This window comes from Burkholderia sp. CCA53, assembly GCF_001685525.1.
In the GTDB taxonomy this organism is placed as follows: Bacteria; Pseudomonadota; Gammaproteobacteria; order Burkholderiales; family Burkholderiaceae; genus Burkholderia; species Burkholderia multivorans.
In genome coordinates this window covers 1679558-1699091 of sequence record NZ_BDDJ01000002.1, presented here as the reverse complement: position 1 = coordinate 1699091, position 19534 = coordinate 1679558, and the positions used below count along the sequence as shown (strand labels likewise).

Annotated in this window: 19 protein-coding genes; 10 read left to right on the top strand and 9 right to left on the bottom strand. The window is 67.3% G+C overall.

The features are described 5' to 3' along the window. Positions 1-57: 57 nt before the first annotated feature. A complete protein-coding gene (locus BCR55_RS23855) occupies positions 58-918 on the bottom strand; it encodes a MurR/RpiR family transcriptional regulator (protein ID WP_006410616.1) in 861 nt (286 codons plus the stop codon). Between the two features lie 53 nt (positions 919-971). Beyond that, positions 972-1325: a NirD/YgiW/YdeI family stress tolerance protein gene (locus BCR55_RS23850; RefSeq protein WP_006410600.1), complete on the bottom strand. Its 354-nt coding sequence runs from the start codon at positions 1323-1325 to the stop codon at positions 972-974. A 236-nt stretch (positions 1326-1561) separates the two neighbouring features. Here BCR55_RS23850 and BCR55_RS23845 point away from each other — a divergent pair, with 236 nt between their 5' ends. The 3 genes from BCR55_RS23845 to BCR55_RS31620 all read left to right on the top strand — a co-directional run bounded on the left by BCR55_RS23845 (position 1562) and on the right by BCR55_RS31620 (position 4110). Further along, positions 1562-2224, top strand: coding sequence for a response regulator (locus BCR55_RS23845; RefSeq protein ID WP_006410590.1), 663 nt, complete (start codon positions 1562-1564; stop codon positions 2222-2224). Next, positions 2221-3591, top strand: coding sequence for an ATP-binding protein (locus tag BCR55_RS23840; protein WP_065496162.1), 1371 nt, complete (start codon positions 2221-2223; stop codon positions 3589-3591). The genes BCR55_RS23845 and BCR55_RS23840 overlap by 4 nt, the downstream gene beginning before the upstream one ends. Before the next feature lie 90 nt (positions 3592-3681). Beyond that, a complete protein-coding gene (locus BCR55_RS31620) occupies positions 3682-4110 on the top strand; it encodes a hypothetical protein (protein ID WP_244104658.1) in 429 nt (142 codons plus the stop codon). A 94-nt stretch (positions 4111-4204) separates the two neighbouring features. Here the strand turns inward: BCR55_RS31620 and blaPEN-A are convergent, their stop codons facing one another. After that, positions 4205-5113 carry a PEN-A family class A beta-lactamase gene (gene blaPEN-A / locus BCR55_RS23835; RefSeq protein ID WP_065496160.1) on the bottom strand — a complete coding sequence of 303 codons (909 nt, stop codon included), beginning with the start codon at positions 5111-5113 and terminating at the stop codon, positions 4205-4207. Positions 5114-5240: 127 nt separating this feature from the next. Here blaPEN-A and penR point away from each other — a divergent pair, with 127 nt between their 5' ends. Continuing rightward, positions 5241-6143 carry a beta-lactamase transcriptional regulator PenR gene (gene penR, locus BCR55_RS23830; RefSeq protein WP_065496159.1) on the top strand — a complete coding sequence of 301 codons (903 nt, stop codon included), beginning with the start codon at positions 5241-5243 and terminating at the stop codon, positions 6141-6143. A gap of 469 nt (positions 6144-6612) precedes the next feature. Here penR and BCR55_RS23825 read toward each other — a convergent pair whose 3' ends face one another. From BCR55_RS23825 to BCR55_RS23815, 3 genes are all read right to left on the bottom strand, one after another. Further along, entirely contained in the window at positions 6613-6864 is a 252-nt protein-coding gene (locus tag BCR55_RS23825; RefSeq protein ID WP_006406141.1) for a hypothetical protein, read from the bottom strand. 95 nt (positions 6865-6959) lie between these two features. Beyond that, entirely contained in the window at positions 6960-9182 is a 2223-nt protein-coding gene (locus tag BCR55_RS23820; RefSeq protein WP_065496158.1) for an amylo-alpha-1,6-glucosidase, read from the bottom strand. Positions 9183-9362: 180 nt separating this feature from the next. After that, on the bottom strand, positions 9363-10397 hold the full coding sequence (locus BCR55_RS23815) for a rod shape-determining protein (RefSeq protein WP_065496157.1): 1035 nt from the start codon (positions 10395-10397) through the stop codon (positions 9363-9365). A gap of 256 nt (positions 10398-10653) precedes the next feature. Here BCR55_RS23815 and BCR55_RS23810 point away from each other — a divergent pair, with 256 nt between their 5' ends. Next, entirely contained in the window at positions 10654-13062 is a 2409-nt protein-coding gene (locus BCR55_RS23810) for a patatin-like phospholipase family protein (RefSeq protein WP_045593436.1), read from the top strand. 13 nt (positions 13063-13075) lie between these two features. On the opposite strand, the gene BCR55_RS23805 is transcribed toward BCR55_RS23810, so the two are convergent. Further along, a complete protein-coding gene (locus BCR55_RS23805; protein WP_006406137.1) occupies positions 13076-14206 on the bottom strand; it encodes an ATP-binding protein in 1131 nt (376 codons plus the stop codon). 70 nt (positions 14207-14276) lie between these two features. Next, complete coding sequence (locus BCR55_RS23800; protein WP_006406136.1) at positions 14277-14984, bottom strand: response regulator; 708 nt, start codon at positions 14982-14984, stop codon at positions 14277-14279. On the opposite strand from BCR55_RS23800, the gene BCR55_RS23795 reads away from it, so the two are divergent. Both BCR55_RS23795 and BCR55_RS23790 read left to right on the top strand, forming a co-directional pair. Next, positions 14983-15207 (top strand): hypothetical protein, encoded by a 225-nt coding sequence (locus BCR55_RS23795; protein ID WP_035489042.1) that lies wholly within the window; start codon positions 14983-14985, stop codon positions 15205-15207. The genes BCR55_RS23800 and BCR55_RS23795 overlap by 2 nt on opposite strands. A 4-nt stretch (positions 15208-15211) precedes the next feature. After that, positions 15212-16126 (top strand): glutaminase, encoded by a 915-nt coding sequence (locus BCR55_RS23790; protein WP_006406135.1) that lies wholly within the window; start codon positions 15212-15214, stop codon positions 16124-16126. 267 nt (positions 16127-16393) lie between these two features. Here BCR55_RS23790 and BCR55_RS23785 read toward each other — a convergent pair whose 3' ends face one another. Beyond that, positions 16394-17350 (bottom strand): LysR family transcriptional regulator, encoded by a 957-nt coding sequence (locus BCR55_RS23785; RefSeq protein WP_006406134.1) that lies wholly within the window; start codon positions 17348-17350, stop codon positions 16394-16396. 158 nt (positions 17351-17508) lie between these two features. Here BCR55_RS23785 and BCR55_RS23780 point away from each other — a divergent pair, with 158 nt between their 5' ends. From BCR55_RS23780 to BCR55_RS23770, 3 genes are all read left to right on the top strand, one after another. Beyond that, a complete protein-coding gene (locus tag BCR55_RS23780) occupies positions 17509-18069 on the top strand; it encodes a flavodoxin family protein (RefSeq protein WP_065496155.1) in 561 nt (186 codons plus the stop codon). Further along, complete coding sequence (locus BCR55_RS23775; protein WP_006406132.1) at positions 18066-18365, top strand: hypothetical protein; 300 nt, start codon at positions 18066-18068, stop codon at positions 18363-18365. The genes BCR55_RS23780 and BCR55_RS23775 overlap by 4 nt, the downstream gene beginning before the upstream one ends. Before the next feature lie 133 nt (positions 18366-18498). Next, entirely contained in the window at positions 18499-19524 is a 1026-nt protein-coding gene (locus BCR55_RS23770; RefSeq protein ID WP_006406131.1) for an aldo/keto reductase, read from the top strand. Positions 19525-19534: the final 10 nt, after the last annotated feature.

Genomic DNA, 19534 nt, shown 5'->3' with positions numbered 1-19534 from the left:
CTGTGCGCTGAAGCGTCGCGGAAACAAGCACGGCGTGCGCAGCGGCCGCCGCCGAAGTCAAACGACGTAAGCGCCCTTCGCGTGCAGTTCGGCTTCGGCGCGCTCGAGTTCGGCGATGGCACCGCCGCCCTCGAGCGCGAGCAGTTGCGCGACGAGCGCCTCGGCCACCGCATGCGCGGCGACGAGCGACGGAAAGAACGACGGGCTGTCGTGCGTGAAGATCAGTTGCGCGTCGGCATGCAGCGCGATCGGCGATACCGCGCTGTCGGTGATCGCGACGACGCGGCTGCCCTGCGCCTTCGCGGCCTGCGCGACGCGCGTCGCTTCGGCCGAATACGGCGCGAAGCTGACGATGACGGTCGCACTGTGCTTGCCGATCGCGCGCAACTCCATTTCGAGCGACCCGGCGACACCGTTGAGCAGCGACACCGACGGGCGGAACAGCCGATAGCCGTACACGAACCCGAACGCGACCGGATAGCACGAACGGAACCCGGCGACATGAACGTGCGATGCCTTGCGGATCAGCTTCGCGGCATCGGCGAGCGCGTGCTCGTTGTGCGCGGCGGTGGCGACGAGATTCTGCTGCTGCGCGGCGAGCAGATCGTGCGCGAGCGACGCCTGTGCATCGGGCCGTACGAGCGAGCGCGCGCGCTGCGTGAGCGGCTCGGGCCGCGTGCGCACGCGCGCGACGCACAGATCGCGCAGCTCGTTCCAGCCGGGAAAGCCGAACTGCTGCGCGAGCCGCACGAGCGACGCAGGCTGCACCTGCGCACGCTGCGCGACCTTGCGCATCGAGGACATGGCCACTTCTTCGGGATGATCGAGCAGAAACGCCGCGCCCGCCTGGAATTGCGGGCTCAGCTCGGAAAATTGCGCCCGGATTCGGGACGCCAGTTCGTCGAAATTGTCGGCCATCGTGATGAAAGCGGGAACCGGTCGCTCATGGTATCACCGGCCCCGCGCGGCGATCAGCGCAGCACTTCGACGCGATCTGCATCGACCTTCACGCGGCCCGACCATTTGCGCTCGAATTCGCCGATGACTTTGACCTCGCTCTTGTCGCCGACGGGCGGGTTGCCGATCCAGAGCTTGTCGTCGATCTCGACGACGATCGAACCGGTCGCATCGGCGAACTCGTAGTCCTCGCCGCCGAGGTGCTTGACGATGCGCCCTTGCAGCTGCACGTGCTGATCGTCGCGGCCGTTCGCGAGCAGCTGCTTCACCGTCGTCGGCGCGAGCGCGGACGGCCCCGTATATTGCGCATGACCGACGGCAGGCAGCGCAGCGAGCGCGACGGTCAGAATTGCGGCCAGATGTTTCATGATTGCTTTCCTCTTCTTCGATGTAACGCCGCGCTCGACACGAACGCGGCCCGCCAAGATTACGGACCGTAAGATTAAGCAAACCTGAATGCGCTGCCGAAGCGACAAGGCGCCGCATAGGACAGGTCCTAAACGACTGGCGCGCAGTAGGACCGCGCGCATTAAGCTGCACCTAAGATGCGCGCGCTTATCATGGAGGTCCGGGCGCACGGCGCCCTCCAGGACCTACATCGAACATGCGCGTACTGCTCGTCGAGGACGATCCGCTGATCGGCAGCGGGCTCGAACAGGGGCTGAAACAGGAAGGCTTCGCGGTCGACTGGGTAAAGGACGGCGACGCCGCGTCGCTTGCCCTGCGCTCCACCGGCTACGGCCTGCTGCTGCTCGATCTCGGGCTGCCGAACCGCGACGGCCTCGCGGTGCTCGCGTCGCTGCGCCGCCGCGACGAGACGCTGCCCACGATCATCATCACCGCACGCGACGGCGTGCGGGACCGCATCGCCGGGCTCGACAGCGGTGCCGACGACTATCTGGTCAAACCGTTCGAGCTGGAGGAACTGCTCGCGCGCATCCGCGCGGTGAACCGGCGCCATGCCGGCCGCGCGCAGACGACGCTCGCGATCGGCGCGCTGCGCCTCGATCCGGTCAAGCATCAGGTGTGGCTGCACGACGACGAGGTGCCGCTATCGCCGAAGGAATTCGTGCTGCTGCACGAGCTGATGCGCGAGCCCGGCGCCGTGATTTCACGCGAGCAGTTCGAGGAACGGCTGTACAGCTGGGGCGAGGAAATCGAGAGCAACGCCGTGCAGGTGCACATCCACAACCTGCGCAAGAAACTCGGCCACGACATGATCCGCACGGTGCGCGGCGTCGGCTATCGGATCGGTGACGGCACATGACGCGCCTGCAACGCGCGATCGCGCGCTGGCGCGGCGTGTCGCTGCGGCGCCGCCTGCTGGTGTGGCTGCTGCCGGCGGCATGCGTGATCGGGCTCGCGGCGAGCGCCGGCACGTACTGGGGCGCGCTGCGCGAGCTCGACGATCTGCTCGACGACCAGATGCGCAGCATCTCGAAACAGATCGTCGTCGGGCCGAACGGCGAACTGTCGTTCCGAGACCGCGCCGACGACAAGCACGCGTTCAAGGTCGACGACCCCGACGCCGTGCTGCTGCAGGTCTGGCGCAACGGCACGCTCGTCTATACGACCGATCGCGAGGTCGCATTGCCGCCGCCCGCGCATGCGGGGACCGCGAGCGTCGACGTCGACGGCCAGCCGTGGCGCACGTACGTGACGCAGCGCGGCGGCACGACCATTCGGCTCGCGCAGGCTCGCCACGCGCGCTGGGAGGCGATCGCCGGCATTGCCGTGCATCTGCTGTGGCCGGTGTTCTCGATGCTGCCGGTACTCGCGATCGGGCTGTGGTTCGGCATCGGCGCCGGACTGCGGCCGCTGCGCACGATCGCGGCCGGCCTCCGGCGCCGAAATGCCGGCAACCTCGAACCGGTCGACGTGGCGGCGATGCCGAACGAGGTTCGCCCGCTTGCCGAAGCGATCAACGACCTGCTCGCGCGGCTCGACCGATCGTTCACGCTGCAGCGGCACTTCATCGCCGATGCCGCGCACGAGCTGCGCACGCCGATCATGGGCCTGTCGATCCAGTCGCAGCTGCTGCGGCGTGCGGCCACGGCCGAGGAGCGCGAGCGGATCCTCGCGCAGATCCATGCGGGGACGACGCGTCTCGGCCATCTCGCCGAGCAGTTGCTGACACTCGCGCGCCTCGAACCCGACGCGCAGGCGGCCGCCTTCGCACCGGTCGATCTCGCGGCGCTGTGCCGGTCGGTGGTCGCCGATCGCGCGCGCGTCGCCGATGCGCACCGCATCAATCTCGGCGCGATCGTGTCGTCGCCCGTGATCGTCGCCGGCCATGCCGACACACTGCGCGTGCTGCTGAACAACCTCGTCGACAACGCGATCCGCTATGCGGGCGACGGCGCACGCGTCGACGTGTGCGCGCGCAACGACGGCACGACGCCCGTGCTCGAAGTCGCCGACGACGGCCCCGGCATCCCGGAAGCCGAACGCGCGCACGTATGGGAGCGCTTCTATCGCGGCGAAGGCGCGCAGACCGCGACGTCGTCGGGCAGCGGGCTCGGCCTGTCGATCGTGAAGCGGATCGCGGAGCAGCATCGCGCGACGGTCGCGCTCGGCACGACGCACGGCGGACGCGGGCTCACGGTATCGGTACGTTTTCCCGAGCCGGCGTGACGGCTTGTCCACAGATTTTGTTGGCAAGCTTGTGGATATCCTGCGCATCGCGTCGCTAAGCCGTTGATCCGACGGACATTGGCACGCGTGATGCAGACGACGCACGCGCGCACGCCAGGATCCGCATCGACGCGCCGCATCGCGCATCGCGATGCCGCAACGCGGCCCGGCACGTCGCGCGGTTACCCACAGATTTTGTTGGCAAGCTTGTGGATAGGCTGCGCATACGACGCGCAAGCATTTGATCGGAAACGCTTTGTTCGCGTCGCTGAAAATGCGTCACGCGGGTCGTACGTGACGCCGCCCGGCGGCGACCGTCGCGGCCGCGCGCCGCGCGCTTGTCCACAGATTTTGTTGGCAAGCGTGTGGATAGCCTGCGCATACCGCGCTCAAGCGCTTGATCCGAAACGCCTTATTCGAATCGCCGCGAACGCGGCAACGCATCGCTTGGCCGGTGCGCGCGATGCATCGTCATGCGCTTTTCCACATTTTTTGTTGGCAAGGATGTGGATAGGCTGAGCATACGCGCGCCAAGTCGTTGATTGCACAACGTTTCGATGCGCAGATCACGACTGCGGCACCGCGCGCGCATGCTTCATTCACGAGCGGCCGCTCAGCCGAGCGTCGCGATCGCGATCCGCGTCGCGGCCGCGATCACGTCGTCCTTCGCCTTCGCATCGGCACGCGTCTGCGTGTAGTAGACGGCAAGCACGATCGGCGCGCGCGACGGCGGCCACAGCACGCCGGCATCGTTCGTCGTCCCGTAGTCGCCGGTGCCCGTCTTGTCGCCGACGCGCCAGCCGGCCGGCACGCCCGCGCGGATACGCTTGTCGCCGACCTTGTTGCCGCGCAGCCATTCGATCAGCTGCGCGCGCTGTGCGGCCGGCAACGCATCGCCGAGCACGAGCACGCGCAGGCTCGCGGCCATCGCCGCGGGCGTCGTCGTGTCGCGAAGATCGCCCGGCAGCGCGGTATTCAGCTCGGTCTCCCAGCGATCGAGCCGGAACGTGTCGTCGCCGATCGAGCGCGCATAGGCCGTGACCGCCGCCGGGCCGCCGATCAGCTTCATCAGCTCGTTCGCGGCCGTGTTGTCGCTGTACTGGATCGTCGCCGCGCAGAGCTCGGCGACCGTCATGCCGGTGTCGACGTGTCGCTCGGTCACCGGCGAGTAGCTGACGAGATCGGACCGGCCGTACGTCACGCGCTGCTGCAGCAGGCCGGGATGCGCGACGCTTTGCGCGAGCACCGCCGCGCCGAGCATCGCCTTGAAGGTGCTGCAGAAAGGGAAGCGCTCGTCCGCGCGATGCAACGTGCGCCGCCCGGTCGCGGTATCGATCGCGCAGACGCCGAGCCGGCCGCCGGCCGCGCGTTCGAGCGCGGCGAACGATGCCGGCGCCGCGCCGACAGGCGACGCTGCGTCGGACACCGCCGCATCGCGCGCCGCGCATGCGCCGACGGACAACGCGAGCGGCGCCGCCGCGGCAGCCAGCAACAGGATTCGACGTTGAGATGAATGAGTCATGGCGAAGGTCTCGTGATGAAAGGGAACGCGAAACGAATGGGGAATGCCGGCCGGCGAGACAGCACTATCGTCACTTTACGGTTACCCGACAAGCAACGATAATTGAGCGCTGCCCAAAGAAAACCTTATGGCCAAGCTCCGCCCTCACCTTCCGCTCAATGCCCTGCGCGCGTTCGAATCGTCGGCGCGCCATCTCAACTTCACGCGCGCGGGCCTCGAGCTGAGCGTCACGCAGGCGGCGGTCAGCCAGCAGGTACGCGCGCTCGAAGAACGGCTCGGCTGCGCACTGTTCACGCGTTTGCCGCGCGGGCTCGATCTGACGGACGAAGGCCGCGCGCTGCTGCCCGTGCTCAGCGATGCGTTCAGCCGCATCGAGACGGTGCTCCAGCAGTTCGACGGCGGGCGGCTGCGGCAGGTGCTGACGCTCGGCGTCGTCGGCACGTTTGCCCTAGGTTGGCTAATGCCGAGACTGAAGCGCTTCCGCGATACGCATCCGTTCGTGGAGCTGCGGCTGCGCACGCACAACAACGTCGTCGACCTCGCCGCCGAAGGGCTCGACTTCGCGATCCGCTTCGGCCAGGGCAACTGGCCGGCCACGCGCAACGAGCGGCTGTTCGACGCACCGCTCACCGCGCTGTGCGCACCCGACATCGCGCGCCGCCTCACGCAGCCGGCCGATCTCGCGCACGAAACGCTGCTGCGTTCGTATCGCACGGACGAATGGCTCGGCTGGTTCGACGCCGCGCGGCTCGAACCGTGGACCGTCAACGGGCCGGTGTTCGATTCGTCGCGGCTGATGGTCGAAGCGGCGATGCAGGGCGTGGGCATTGCGCTCGCGCCGGCCTGCATGTTCGAACGCGAACTGCAGCTCGGCCTGCTCGCGCGGCCGCTCGACATCGACGTGCACGCGGGCGGCTACTGGCTCACGTCGCTGAAGTCGAAACCGCTGACGCCCGCGATGACGCTGTTTCGCGACTGGATTACGGCCGAGGCATCCGCGGCCGCCTCGGCAGCTGCGGATTCCGACTGAGCGACGCGTCGCTTGTCCACAGATTTTGTTGGCAAGGATGTGGATATCCTGGGTATCCGGGCGCTAAACCCTTGATCGCGCACGATTTACGGCGCCGACTCGGCCATCGGGCAGCGCGCGCGGCAACGGCCGAGCGCGATGTCGCGACGCGCCGGATTCCACGCTGAAGCGACATAATCGGCCGGCGCTTGTCCACAGATTTTGTTGGCAAGCCTGTGGATATCCCGTCGATGCGGGCTGTAACGTCTTGATACAAAGGGGGAATTTGCGGCGATGCCGCGGCGCGTCAACGCGGCGGCAGCGGGTGGCGGTTCGCGTGCGATGCGCGGCGCGGGCGCGCCGCGCGATGCCGGTTCTCCACAGTTTGTGTTGGCAAGCTTGTGGATATCCTGCGCATCGCGCACGTAAGGCATTGAGCGGACGGCGTTTTGCGATGTTTTCGCGGAAACGGGCAGCGGAGCCGCGCGGCTCAATGGCGCTCGAGGCCGCCGCGCAGTTCGTTCGCCTTGTCGCGCAGCGCTTCGTAGCCCGAGCGCGCATGCTCGGGCAGGTCCGGGTCGCCGATCAGCGCGCCGAGCGTTTCGATCAGGCTGAACAGAATGCCCTTCGCGGCACCGACCGCGATGCTCTGCGATTCGATCGACCTGTGCAGGTGGTCGACTGCCGCCTCGAGATTTTCGAGCTTGTGCTCGCCGTCGTCCGGCCGGTTGTCGGTCGCCATCGTGTTCCTCCGCGTGGGTTCAACGGTCATGTGTCGATTCTATGCCGCGCTGCGCGAACGTGGCGCGACATCGCGCCACGCCCGCGCGGGCGCCGTTACAGCACGGCGACGACGTTCACGCGCCCCGGCTCCGACGCAGCCGCGACGACCTGCCCGTCGACGCGGCGGAACGTCAGCGACACGGTCTCCTCGCCCACGCGCAGATCGTCGATGCGCAGCCACGAAACACCTTCGGGCAGCGCCGGGCGTTCGACGCGCACTTCCAGGCGCGCCGCATCGATGCTGACGCCGAGACACGCCTGCAGCATCATGAACGGCGCACCCGCCGCCCACGCCTGCGGCAGGCACGCGACCGGATACGCGGTCGGCGGCTCGCCGCGCCGGCGCGGAAAACCGCAGAACAGTTCCGGCAGCCGCATCTCGAAGCTCACGGCCGCTTCGAACAGCGCACCGAGCAGGTTCACCGCGGCCGTCTTGTCGCCATAGCGCGCGAGCCCGCGCGCGATCAGCGCATTGTCGTGCGGCCACACGGACCCGTTGTGATACGCCATCGGATTGAAGCGCGGCTGGCCGGCCGCGAGCGTGCGCACGCCCCAGCCCGTCTGGAACAGCGTCGAGCCGAGCACGCCGGCGACCGCCGCGCCGCGCGCGTGCTCGGGCAAGCCGAACGCGAGCAGGTGCCCGGCGTTCGATGCGAGCACGCGGCACAGGTCGCCGTGCCCGTCGAGCGCGATGCCGTAGAAGCCCGACTCCGGCATCCAGAACAACGCTTCGACCTGCTCGCGCAGCGTCTTCGCACGCAATGCGTAGCGCGTCGCATCGGCCGAGTGGCCGCGCCGCCGCGAGCACGCGGCCATCGCGTCGAGCGCCGCGCACGCATACGCCTGCACCTCGACGAGCGCGATCGGGCCGTCCGGGAAACGGCCGTCCGCGTGGAACACCGAATCGTGGCTGTCCTTCCAGCCCTGATTGGCGAGGCCGCGCTCCGACGTGCGCTGATAGTCGAGCAGCCCGTACGGATTGCGGTCGCACTTGTCGATCACCCAGCGCGCGGCGCTCTCGAGCGCCGGCCACAGCTCGTCGATCAGCGTGTCGTCGCCCGTACGTTCGGCGTATGCGCCGGCGAGGACAATGAACAGCGGCGTGGTATCGACGCCGCCGTAGTAGAGCGCGAACGGCACTTCGCCGGTTGCCGCCATCTCGCTGCGGCGGAACTCGTGCATGATCTTGCCCGGCTCCGCATCGCGGAACGCGGACGTCTCGTGCGCCTGATGCGTGGCCAGAAAGCGCAGCACGCCGCGCGCGAGCGACGGCTGCAGCCACAGCATCTGCAGCGACGTGATGATCGCGTCGCGGCCGAACGGCGTCGAAAACCACGGAATGCCCGCATACGGGTACGGTCCCGTGTCGAGCTGCGTCGTCAGCAGCCCGAGATCGGCGAGCGAACGGTCGAGCCAGGCGTCGAACAGCGGGTTGCCGGTCCGCACGCGCGCCATCGTCTCGCGCCGCGCGCGCATCGCGCGATGCACGCCGACCAGCGCGCTGCGCAGCGCGACGCGGCCGCAGCCCGGCGCTTCTCCCGGCCGCTCGCCGACCGTGGCCGCGACGGTCAGATAGATCGACACGCAAGCCTGCGCGGCAATCGTCAGCGTGTAGTCGGCGCGGTCGACCGACAGCGCGTCCGGTGCCGGCGAGAAGTGCACGGTGACGTTGCGCTCGACGCCGTCGAGACCGTCGTAGCGCAACCGCACCGCGCCTTCGGCGACGCACGGCTCCGCAATCGTGCCGCGCTTCGGACGCGGCGTGCCGCGCACCTCGAACATGTCCTTGAAATCGGCCGCGAACGATAGCGACAGCGGCACTTCGGCTTCGGTCGCGCCGTAGTTGGTCAGCGTCAACGCCTCGTAGAGCACGTCGCCCTCGAGCACGCGCATCCGCTCGATATGGATCACGCCCTCGGGCGTCTCGCGGCCGCCGAGCGGCGGCAGCGGGCGGTTCGTCAGGTGCGCGGTGAACGACGCGTTGTCCGCGCTCGTCGCGCCGGACAGCAGCGACGGCGCACGGCCGCCGAACGTCAGCCGCCATGTCGACAGCACGCGCATGTCGTCGACGAACAGGCCGTCGTCGCGGCCGCCGATGTCGCCGAGCGCGTCGCTGACCACGAACGCGTCACCCGATTTCAAGACGTACTGGTTGTTGCGCGCCGGCGCCTGTGCATCGGCTTCGGGCGCAATGAACACGGGGCCCGACGCTTGCGCCGGGGGAACAGGCGCGACTTGCGGCGCCTGGGTCGTCGTTGCTTCGTCGTGATTCGCCATCGATGCTCCTGTGTCGAAGCGCGACGCGCGGCGCACGTCGCGTGTTTCGCACAGGATAGGTCAGATCGATGCGTGCGCGCAGTGCGCGTGGCCGTCTCGCGACGCACACGCGTGCGCCGTTGGCCGCTTGAAAGACACTCGATGGCGGCCGCTGCCGGCGCCGCGCGGCGCGTGCGGCCGTCAGCCGAGCGCGCGCACCGCGAGCCGCCCTCTCGCCTCGCCCGCGCCGCGCACCGCGCAGGTAGCGGGATCCTCGGCGATGCGCGCGTCCAGCCCCGTCTCGTCGCGCAGCAACCGCTCGAGATCGGCCAGCAGCGCGCCGCCGCCCGTCAGCACGATGCCGCGATGCGCGATGTCGGTCACGAGTTCGGCCGGCGCGTTCTCGAGCACCGACTTCACCGTGCCGATCACCTGCTTGAGCGGCGCCGCGAGTGCGTCCGCGACGTCGTGGTTCGACAGCTCGATCGCGCGCGGCAGGCCGTCCTCGACGCCGCGGCCGACCGCCGGCGCGGTCCGGCGCGGCACCGCGTGCGTCGCGGAGCCGATGGTCTTCTTCACGTGTTCGGCCGTCTGCTCGCCGAGCAGCACGCCGTGCAGACTGCGCACGTGGTTGACGATCGCTTCGTCGAACTGGTCGCCGCCGACGCGGATCGCCTCCCGATAGACGATCCCGCCGAGCGAGATCACCGCGACTTCGGTCGTGCCGCCGCCGATGTCGACGACCATCGAGCCGACCGGCTCGGTGACCGGCAGCCCCGCGCCGAGCGCCGCCGCGAGCGCCTCGTCGATCAGCGCGACTTCCGACACGCCGGCCGCGAACGCCGCCTCGCGCAGCGCGCGGCGCTCGACCGCCGTCGCATCGGACGGCACGCAGAGCGTCACCTCGATGCGGCGGCCGAACCGCGAGCGCGTGTCCGACATGTCGATGAACCGGCGAATCATCTGCCCGGCCGCGTGCGCATCGGCGATCACGCCGTGCTGCATCGGCCGCACGGCCTCGATATGCGCCGGTTCGCGGCCGAGCAGCGCCTTCGCGAGCTCGCCGACCGCCGCGAGCGTCGAGCGCGACGCGGCGCCGCCCGCCTTGCGGAAGCAGACGACCGACGGCTGATTCAGCACGACGCCGCGATCGTGCGTATAGATTCGCGTGCTCGCCGTTCCCGGATCGATCGCAACGGGTTGCGCAAACAACTTTCCGAACAGCGGTGTCGACATATCGAGCCTTTGTAGACGAAGGGAGCGCGCGGCCGGCCCGCACGCGGCCGCTTCCCGGCATTAGCGGCAATTCGTTCCGATACTTTAGGCAATTCTGATGATTTTTTCGCGACGAAATGACCGGAAACGCGCGGCCGAGCGCGTGCGACACCCGGCCGCCCCTCGCGCCGGGCGCGCAAAACACGTTAATCTCTCGGTCTTGCCTGCTCCCGGCAGGCCTCCGACGCCCGTTCCCGTCAGGTATTTCACAATGACAATGACAGCGACCGCCTCTTTCCGCCGGCCGGGGGTGCGCCACCTCTGCACGATGCTCGTCGCACTCTGGTGCGCTACGGCCGCCGCGCAGCCGCTGCCCGCCGCGGGCACCGCCGCGACCGTTTCGGTTTCCGGTTCCGCGCCCGCTTCCACTTCGGCCACTTCGGCCACTTCCACCGCTTCCACCGCTTCCGGGCCGACCGACGGCGCAGCGTCGCACGTCTGCGTCGCCGACGGCGGCCCGAGCGGCCGCCCGTCGATCGGCCTCGCGCTATCCGGCGGCGGCGCGCGCGGCTATGCCCATCTCGGGGTCCTGAAGGTGCTCGAGGACAACCGGATTCCAATCGACTGCATCGCCGGCACGAGCATGGGGGCGGTCGTCGGCGGGCTGTATGCGAGCGGGATGCCGGCGGAGGACATGCAGAAACGGCTGTCGCAGATCGATCTCGCGGACATCGCGTTCGACGTGACCGAGCGTGCGGACCTGCCGCAAAGCCGGCGCGAGGACGAACGCTATTACATCAACGGGCTCACGCTCGGCTTCGGCGCCAAAGGCGTGAAGGCGCCGGCCGGCCTCGTGCAGGGCAACCGGTTGCAGGCGCTGCTCGCGGACTGGACCGCCTCGGTGCCGACCAACCAGCCGTTCGACCGGCTGCCGATCCCGTATCGTGCGGTCGCGACCGACCTGCAGACCGGCCAGATGGTCGTGCTCGACCACGGTTCGCTGCCGCTCGCGATCCGCGCGAGCATGGCGATGCCGGGCCTGTTCGCGCCGGCCGAGATCAACGGGCGCGCGCTCGTCGACGGCGGGCTCGTCAGCAACCTGCCCGTCGACACCGCGCGGCGCATGGGCGCGGACGTCGTGATCGCCGTCGACATCGGCTCGCCGCTGCGTCCGCTCGATGCGCTCGCCTCGCCTGCGGACGTGATGCAGCAGATGGTCGGTATCCTGATCCGGCAGAACGTGACGTCGCAGCGCAAGCAACTGCACGCGGAGGACGTGCTGCTCACGCCCGATCTCGGCACGATCGCATTCACCGATTTCCAGAGCGCGAACCAGGCGATCGCCGCCGGGGCGGCCGCCGCCACCGCCGCGCTGCCGCGCCTGAAGCGATTCGCGCTGACGCCCGAGCAGTACGCGGCGTACAAGACCGCGCACGCGCAGCCGCTGCCGCCGCCGATCCGGATCACGAGCATCGACATCCGCACGAACGGCGGCGTGCCGAAACGCGTCGTCAACGATGCGCTGCACGTGCGGCCCGGCGATCTCTACGATCCGCAGGCCGTCAGCAAGGATCTGCTCGCGCTGACGACGAGCGGCAACTTCGAAAGCGTCACGCAGCAGGTGATCAGCGAAGGCGACGAGAACCGGCTCGTGATCGATGCGCGGGAGAAGTACTGGGGGCCGAACTTCCTGCTGTTCGGGCTCGGGATGTCGAGCAGTTCGACCGACGAGGGCGGATTCCGGCTGCACCTCGGCTATCGGCGGCCTTGGCTGACCGAATCGGGCCTCGAATTCCGCGCCGACACGACGCTCGGCAGCGATCGCCAGTCGGCGCGCGTCGAACTGCGCCAGCCGCTGTCCGCGAGCACCGGCCTGTACGTCGCGCCGTACGCCGAGTACCAGCGCCGCTTCGCAAACGTGTATCTCGACGACATCAAGCTCACGCAGTATCGGCTGCAGACCGAGCGTGCGGGCATCGACTTCGGGATACCGATCCGCCGGCTCGGCGATTTCCGGATCGGCCTCGCGTACGCGCACGGCCATGCGTCGCCGGACTACAACGTGCCCGCGGACTTCGGCCCGAACGGCGAACCGACCGCGTTCCTGTTCGACGGCACGAACGGCCGCCAGCTCAGCGCGCGGGCGCGGCTGCTGATCGATCAGCTCGACGATCCGCAATTCCCGCGCAAAGGCTATTTCGGCGAACTGCGCGTCGAGCGCTCGTTCGTGTCGAGCGAAGCGCAGCAGTACACGGAAGTGTTCGGCAAGGCGATGGTCGCGCAGCAGTTCGGGCGGCACAGCGTGAACGCGAGCATCGAAGCGGGCAAGAGCTTCGGCGGCGTCAGCCCGGTCAACCTGCTCGACTTCACGCTCGGCGGCTTCCAGCATCTCGCCGCGTATGCGGCCGATCAGCTGAACGGCAACGCGCTCGTGTACGGGCAGGTCACGTACATGAACCAGCTGATGACGTTCAACGCGTCGCCGGTCAAGGCGCTGTTCGTCGGCGCGAGCGCGGAACTCGGCAACGTGTGGTCGCTCGACAGCCCGGTCAGTGCGGGGCCGCTGAAGCAGAGCTATTCGTTCTTCACGAGCCTGACGACGTCGTTCGGGCCGCTCTACGTCGGTGTCGCGCTTGCGCCGGGCGGCCGCCACAACCTGTACTTCCAGCTCGGCCGAACCTACTGACGACGGCGCGCGCCTAGATCGGCCAGCTGATCTCGAACCGCGCGCCGCCGAGCTCGAGCGGATCGACGACGGCGATCCGCCCGTTGTGCGCGTGCAGCACCTGCCGCGAGATGGCGAGCCCGAGCCCGTAGCCGCCCGTACGGCGGTCGAGCCGCACGAACGCGTCGAAGATCCGCTCGCGTTCGTGCTCCGGCACGCCGGGGCCGTCGTCCTCGACGAACACGACGATATTGCCGTGATGGAGCGCGATCCCGACGACGATCCGCGACGCCGCGTACTTGCTCGCATTGCGCAGCAGATTGCGCATCGCGTACGACATCAGCCGCCGGTCCATCTTCACGCGCAGATCGGACGCGATCGCGATCCGCGATTCGATCGTCCGCTCCGGATACAGCAGCTGCGCATCGCTCACCTGATGCTCGAACCACGCGACCAGCGCCGTCATCTCGAGATTCGACTGCAGCGAACTGTATTCGAGGCGCGCATACGTGAGGCTCATGTCGATCAGCTCGTCGAGCTCGGTCACGTCCTGCGCAATGCTGTCGAGTGCGCTGCGGTATTCGGCTTCCGAGCCCGGCTCGCGCAGCATCTCGAGCGCGAAGCGCACGCGCGCGAGCGGCGTGCGCAGTTCGTGCGAGATGCCGTTCGTCAGATCGCGCTGCGCGGCGATCAGGCGCTCCATCCGCATCGCGAGCGCATTCAGCGTGCGTGCGAGCGGACCGATGATCACGCTGCGCGATTCGCGCGCGCGCGTATTGAAACGGCCGCCGGTAAAGTCGATCGCGCGCTCGCGCACCATCACGAGATCCGACCAGACCGGCCGCATCCATCGGTACGCGGCGAGCGCCGGCGCGACGAAGACGAACGCGAGCACGATCCAGATGTCGCCCGGCAGCGCATCGAACGAATGCCACACGACTTCCGGCGACAGCACGATGCACAACGCGAGCGCCGGCACGAGCGCGGTCAGCAGCACGAGGCCGAGCAGATGCAGATAGGTCCGCAGGTAGAGGCGCGACCAGCTCGGGATGCGGTCCGAGCGCGTGTCGGTCCACGCGCGGCGGAAATGCAGCCAGCGCCATTTGACGTAGCGCAGCGGCGACAGCCGCGGCGCGTTCGGGTGCGAGCGAGGCGTACGGATCATCGAGGCGCCCCGCTGCCGCTACCGCGTGCGACGGCCGCGCGCCGATGCGGTTTGACGAGCGCGCGCAAGCTCATTCCCATGCGTGCTTGCTGAACTGGTAGCCCTTGCTGCGGATCGTCTTGATCCGCTGCGGGTTGCTCGCGTCGTCGCGCAGCTTGCGACGCAGCTTCGAGATGCGGCCGTCGATCGTCCGGTCGAGCCCGTCGAATTCGACGCCGCGCAGCTGCAGCATCAGGTCGTCGCGGCTCACCACTTCGCCCGCATGGCAGACGAGCACCCACAGCAGGTCGAATTCCGCCGAGGTCAGATCGGGCGTGCTGCCGTCGGGCAGCACGACGCTGCGGTCGGTGCGGTCGATCGAGAACTTGCCGAACGTGTAGCGCTCCGGCTGCGGCGCGCCTTCCGCGACGCGCGCGGGCGCGCGGCGCAATTGCGCCTTGATCCGCGCGAGCAGGATGCGCGGCTCGACCGGCTTGTGCACGTAATCGTCGGCGCCGATCTCGAGGCCGAGCAGCTCGTCGAACGGCTCGTCGCGCGCCGTCACCATGATGATGACGCCGTCGTAGTGCTGCCGCGCGTCGCGGCAGATCTCGAAGCCGTCCTTGCCGGGCAGGTTCACGTCGAGAATGACGAGATCCGGACGCGTGGACAGGATCGCCGGCACCGCGGCATCGCCGTGCAGCACAGTGTCGACTTCATAGTCGTTCTTGCGCAGATAGCCGGCGATCAGCGTGGACAGGCGGACGTCGTCTTCGACGAGCAGGATGCGGAAAGACATGGCTAACGGTGAATTCGTACGGGGAAACCGCGGCGGTGCGGACGGCGCCCGCTGCCGGCCCGCGGCCGAAACGTACCGCATGATACTGCGCTTGCGGACCGCCGGTGACGCGATCGGCAAAATCGGGGACAGGCGGCGCGACGCGGGCCTGCTTGACGAATCGACGCCGAAACGGTTCCATACGGGCTCGCCGGAATCCGGGCGGCGCGCCGCCCTTGCCTGATCTGATGAACTACCAACCGATTCTCGAACGCATCCATACCGAACTCGCCCCCTGGATCGGCCAGGGCCGCGTGGCCGACTACATTCCGGAACTCGCGAAAGTGCCCGCCGACAAGTTCGGGATGGCGGTCGTCACGCTCGACGGCAACGTCTGCACGGTCGGCGACGCGCAGGAGCGCTTCTCGATCCAGAGCATCTCGAAGCTGTTCGCGTGCACGCTCGCGTTCCAGCTGCTCGGCGACGCGCTGTGGGAACGCGTCGGCCGCGAACCGTCCGGCACCGCGTTCAACTCGCTCGTGCAGCTCGAAAGCGAGCGTGGGAAGCCGCGCAATCCGTTCATCAACGCGGGCGCGCTGGTGGTCACCGACGTGCTGTGCCGCCGCTTCGTGAAGGCGGAGACGGCGCTCGTCGAATTCGTGCGGCGGCTGATCGGCGCGAACGATATCGACTACGATTCGCGCGTCGCGCTGTCGGAATTGCAGCACGCGGAGCGCAATCGTGCGATGGCGCATTTCATGGCGAGCTTCGGCAACATGCAGATGCCGCCCGAAACGGTCGTCGAAGCGTACTGCCGTCAATGTGCGATCGCGATGAACTGCGTCGAGCTCGCGCGCGCCGCGTTGTTTCTGGCGAATGGCGGTGTCGCGCCTGCGACCGGCGAGCGGATCGTCGATCCGAGTTCGGCGAAACGGCTGTCGGCGCTGATGCTCACGTGCGGCACGTACGATGCGGCCGGCGATTTCGTCTATCGCGTCGGGCTGCCGGCGAAGAGCGGCGTCGGCGGCGGGATCGTCGCGGTGCTGCCCGGCGAGATGGCGGTCTGCGTGTGGGCGCCGGGGCTCGATGCGAACGGGAATTCGTTGGCGGGGACGTTGGCGTTGGAGTGGTTGACGACGTATTCGGGGCGGTCGATCTTTTGAAGCATCGAAGTCAAGCACGCCTCGTGTGGCGCGACGGCGGCAGATTCCTGTCGGCGCGCGCCAGAGCGCTCAATGGGGAATTCTGCCATCGGCAGCAATCGGCCCAGAGCCGCCCTTCACCGCATCGGACGTGCCCCGTCGGTTTGTAGATCTTCAGCGGTCGCTCGATGAATACTTCCGGTCGTCGCGATGCTGCACACGCAGTTTCCACGCGGAACCACACGTTTAATAATGCAAGCCGAGGTCACACTGAACGATGGCTGGCTGCTACACGCTATAGATATCCAAGGCATCCGTAGGCACATGCAATTTGCTATCCGCCGTTAGCGCTTCCAGCAGATGTTTCACGGTGACTTGCACTCGTGGCGCGACAAGCGCCCGGTGTGGATACTGCATCACCATCTCATAGCTTCCGGGATGGTGAAACCTGTGGAGAATGACCTTCAGCGCACCGGAACGCAACCGATCCCACGCAAGATGCACCCCGACCTCCGCGATGCCAACGCTATCGCACGCCGCCTGCACCAGCGATTCCGGTGCGGATAGTGTCAGCATTGCCTTGCCGGAGGGGTCGATCGTCGTGATGCTTTTGTCGTCGCCCGTGAAGTTCCATGGCGCGACCTGGCCGCTCAGGAATCGCCGTGCAATGAGCCGGTGCGCGTGCAATGCATCCGGCGTTTCGGGCACGCCATGGTTCGCCAGATAGTCGGGAGACGCTACCAGTACCGTATTCAAGCGACAAATGGGGCGAGTCACGAGCGCGGAATCCGGGATGTTGCCGCCTCTCACCGCAATGTCGTAGCCGTCCCGGACAATATCGATGACCCGATCGTCGAAATCGACCTCGACCGACAGCGCCGGGTAGCGAGCGAGCAGCGCGGGCAGCGCCGGAAGCACGTGGTTATGCCCGAAGGCGGCACTCGTCGAAATCCGCACGCGCCCGGCCGGCTCGGCCCGCCGGGCGGAAACCGTATCGATCGCGGCATCCAGTGTTTCAAGTGCGATGCGCGCGTGGCGCAAAAAAGCCTCGCCTTCCTCGGTGAGTTTGAGTGTGCGGGTCGTCCGGTTCATCAGCCGCACACCCAATGCTTTTTCGAGGCCCGCCACGTTCTTGCTCACGGCAGCCGACGTCACGCCCAATTGTCGGGCCGCTGCCGCAAAACTTCCCGCATCCACAGCCTGGACGAGAGAAATGATGGCTCGAACACGCTGCGAAGAATCCACATTTCCTCCATGACCGACATCGCGCCGATCTGTCGTCGCGCAGCCGGATTCTAAACTTGCAGTTGAGGGTGGTTCAACCCTGCCAGAACTTCTCGTAATGAATAACGCTGGTGACAATGGTGGACATCGCCCCTCCTTCCGAAGCTTGCGAGTCTTCAATGCTCATCACGATCCTCTATGACAGTGGCTATGGCCACACCGCGAAACAGGCCCAAGCCGTTGCAGACGGCGTTCGTCGCGTGCCGGGTGCCGAAGCGCAGTTGATCGCCGTTGCAGATGGCGATACGCCCTGGGAAAAACTCGCCGCGAGCGACGCGATCATCTTCGGTTCGCCGACCTACAACGGCACCGTCAGCGCGAGGCTCAAAAAGGTGATGGAGGACTCGACGCGGCCCGCGTGGATTACCCAGTCGTGGCGGAACAAGATTGCCGCAGGCTTCACGAATTCGGGCGCCATGCACGGCGACAAGCTGAATTCCCTCGTCACGATGGCGCTGTTTGCCGCCCAGCACGGGATGATCTGGGTCGGCCTCGATATCTTCCCGGGCAAGTCGCCGCAGGAGAAGAATCGTGTCGGCGGATGGCTAGGCGCGATGGCGCAATCGGACGATGCATCACCGGACATCACCCCCATCGAGAGCGATATCGATACCGCTGCGCATCTGGGCGAGCGCGTCGCTCACGTGACCAGCCAGTTCAAGCCAGGAGCCGCACGATGAAATTGCTTTGTCTCGACGTCCCGCTGCCGGGGGCCAGCCCGGACGCCTATCAGCCCCATCTTCTCGAAGAAGTGCGCCATGCGTGGCATCTGTATAAAACGGGCTTCGTGCGGGAAATCTCGTTCCGTCAGGACCGCCCGGGCGTCGCCATCATTGCCGAAAGCGATTCGATCGATGCCGCGAGACAGGCGCTCGCCGAGTTTCCGCTGGCCAAGGTCGGCCTGATCGACTGGGAGATCATTCCGCTCGGCCCGTTTGTCGGCTGGGAGTCCCTTTTCGCGTCGCGCGACGCTTGACTGCTTCGGCAGCGTCTATCGCGGTGTCGGTCCGTGGTTGTCGTGTAGCGGTGACACCGGACAGATCGTCAACCACGGGCCTGCCGCAGGCTGCCTATCGACGTGATGTGATCATAGATCTTCGAAGGTGAACATGGAATATGTCAATCTGGGCCGAACGGGCCTGAAAGTATCTCGTCTTTGCCTGGGATGCATGAGCTACGGGGAGCCCGCCCGCCTGCCCCAGCCTTGGTCCCTCGATGAAGCGGCCTCCCGCCCGTTTTTTCGGCAAGCGCTCGAGGCGGGCATCAACTTCTTCGACACTGCCAATATCTATTCGGGCGGAAGCTCCGAGGAGATCACGGGACGAGCGCTCAACGACATGGCCCGGCGCGAAGAGGTCGTTGTCGCCACCAAGGCGTTCTTTCCGTGGCGCAATTCACCCAATACCGGGTTTCTCTCGCGGAAAGCGCTGCTTCAGTCGATCGACGACAGTCTGACCCGCCTCGGCATGGACTACGTCGACCTCTACCAGATCCACCGTTTCGACCACGGCACGCCTGTGGAGGAAACGATGGAGGCGCTGCACGACATAGTGAAGTCAGGCAAAGCCCGCTACATCGGCGCATCGTCGATGGAGGCATGGCGCTTCGCGAAAATGCAGCACGTCGCGGAACGCAACGGCTGGACACGCTTCATCTCCATGCAACCGCAGTACAACCTGCTCTATCGGGAAGAGGAACGCGAAATGTTGCCTCTTTGCGCCGACCAGGGCGTCGGGGTCATTCCGTGGAGCCCGATGGCGCGCGGCAGGCTGACGCGCGACTGGAGCGAAACCACGCGCCGCACGCAGAACGATGCCTTTGCGCTGCAAATGTATCGGAACGCTGAAATCCAGGACCGGAAGGTGGTTGACGTCGTCGCGCGTATCGCCGAGGCGCACCATGTGCCGCGCGCGCACGTCGCACTGGCGTGGCTGTTGACGAAGCCGGCGATCACCGCGCCGATCATCGGGGCAACGAAGCCCGAGCATCTGGCAACCGCCATCGCCGCGCTCGACTTCTCGCTGACGCAGGACGAAATCGCCGCGCTCGAAGCGCCGTATGTCCCCCATCCGGTGGATGGCATCGTGCCACCGCTTCCGGAACATCCGCCGACGATTTCAGTGCCGCGGAACTGAATGTCGCGAG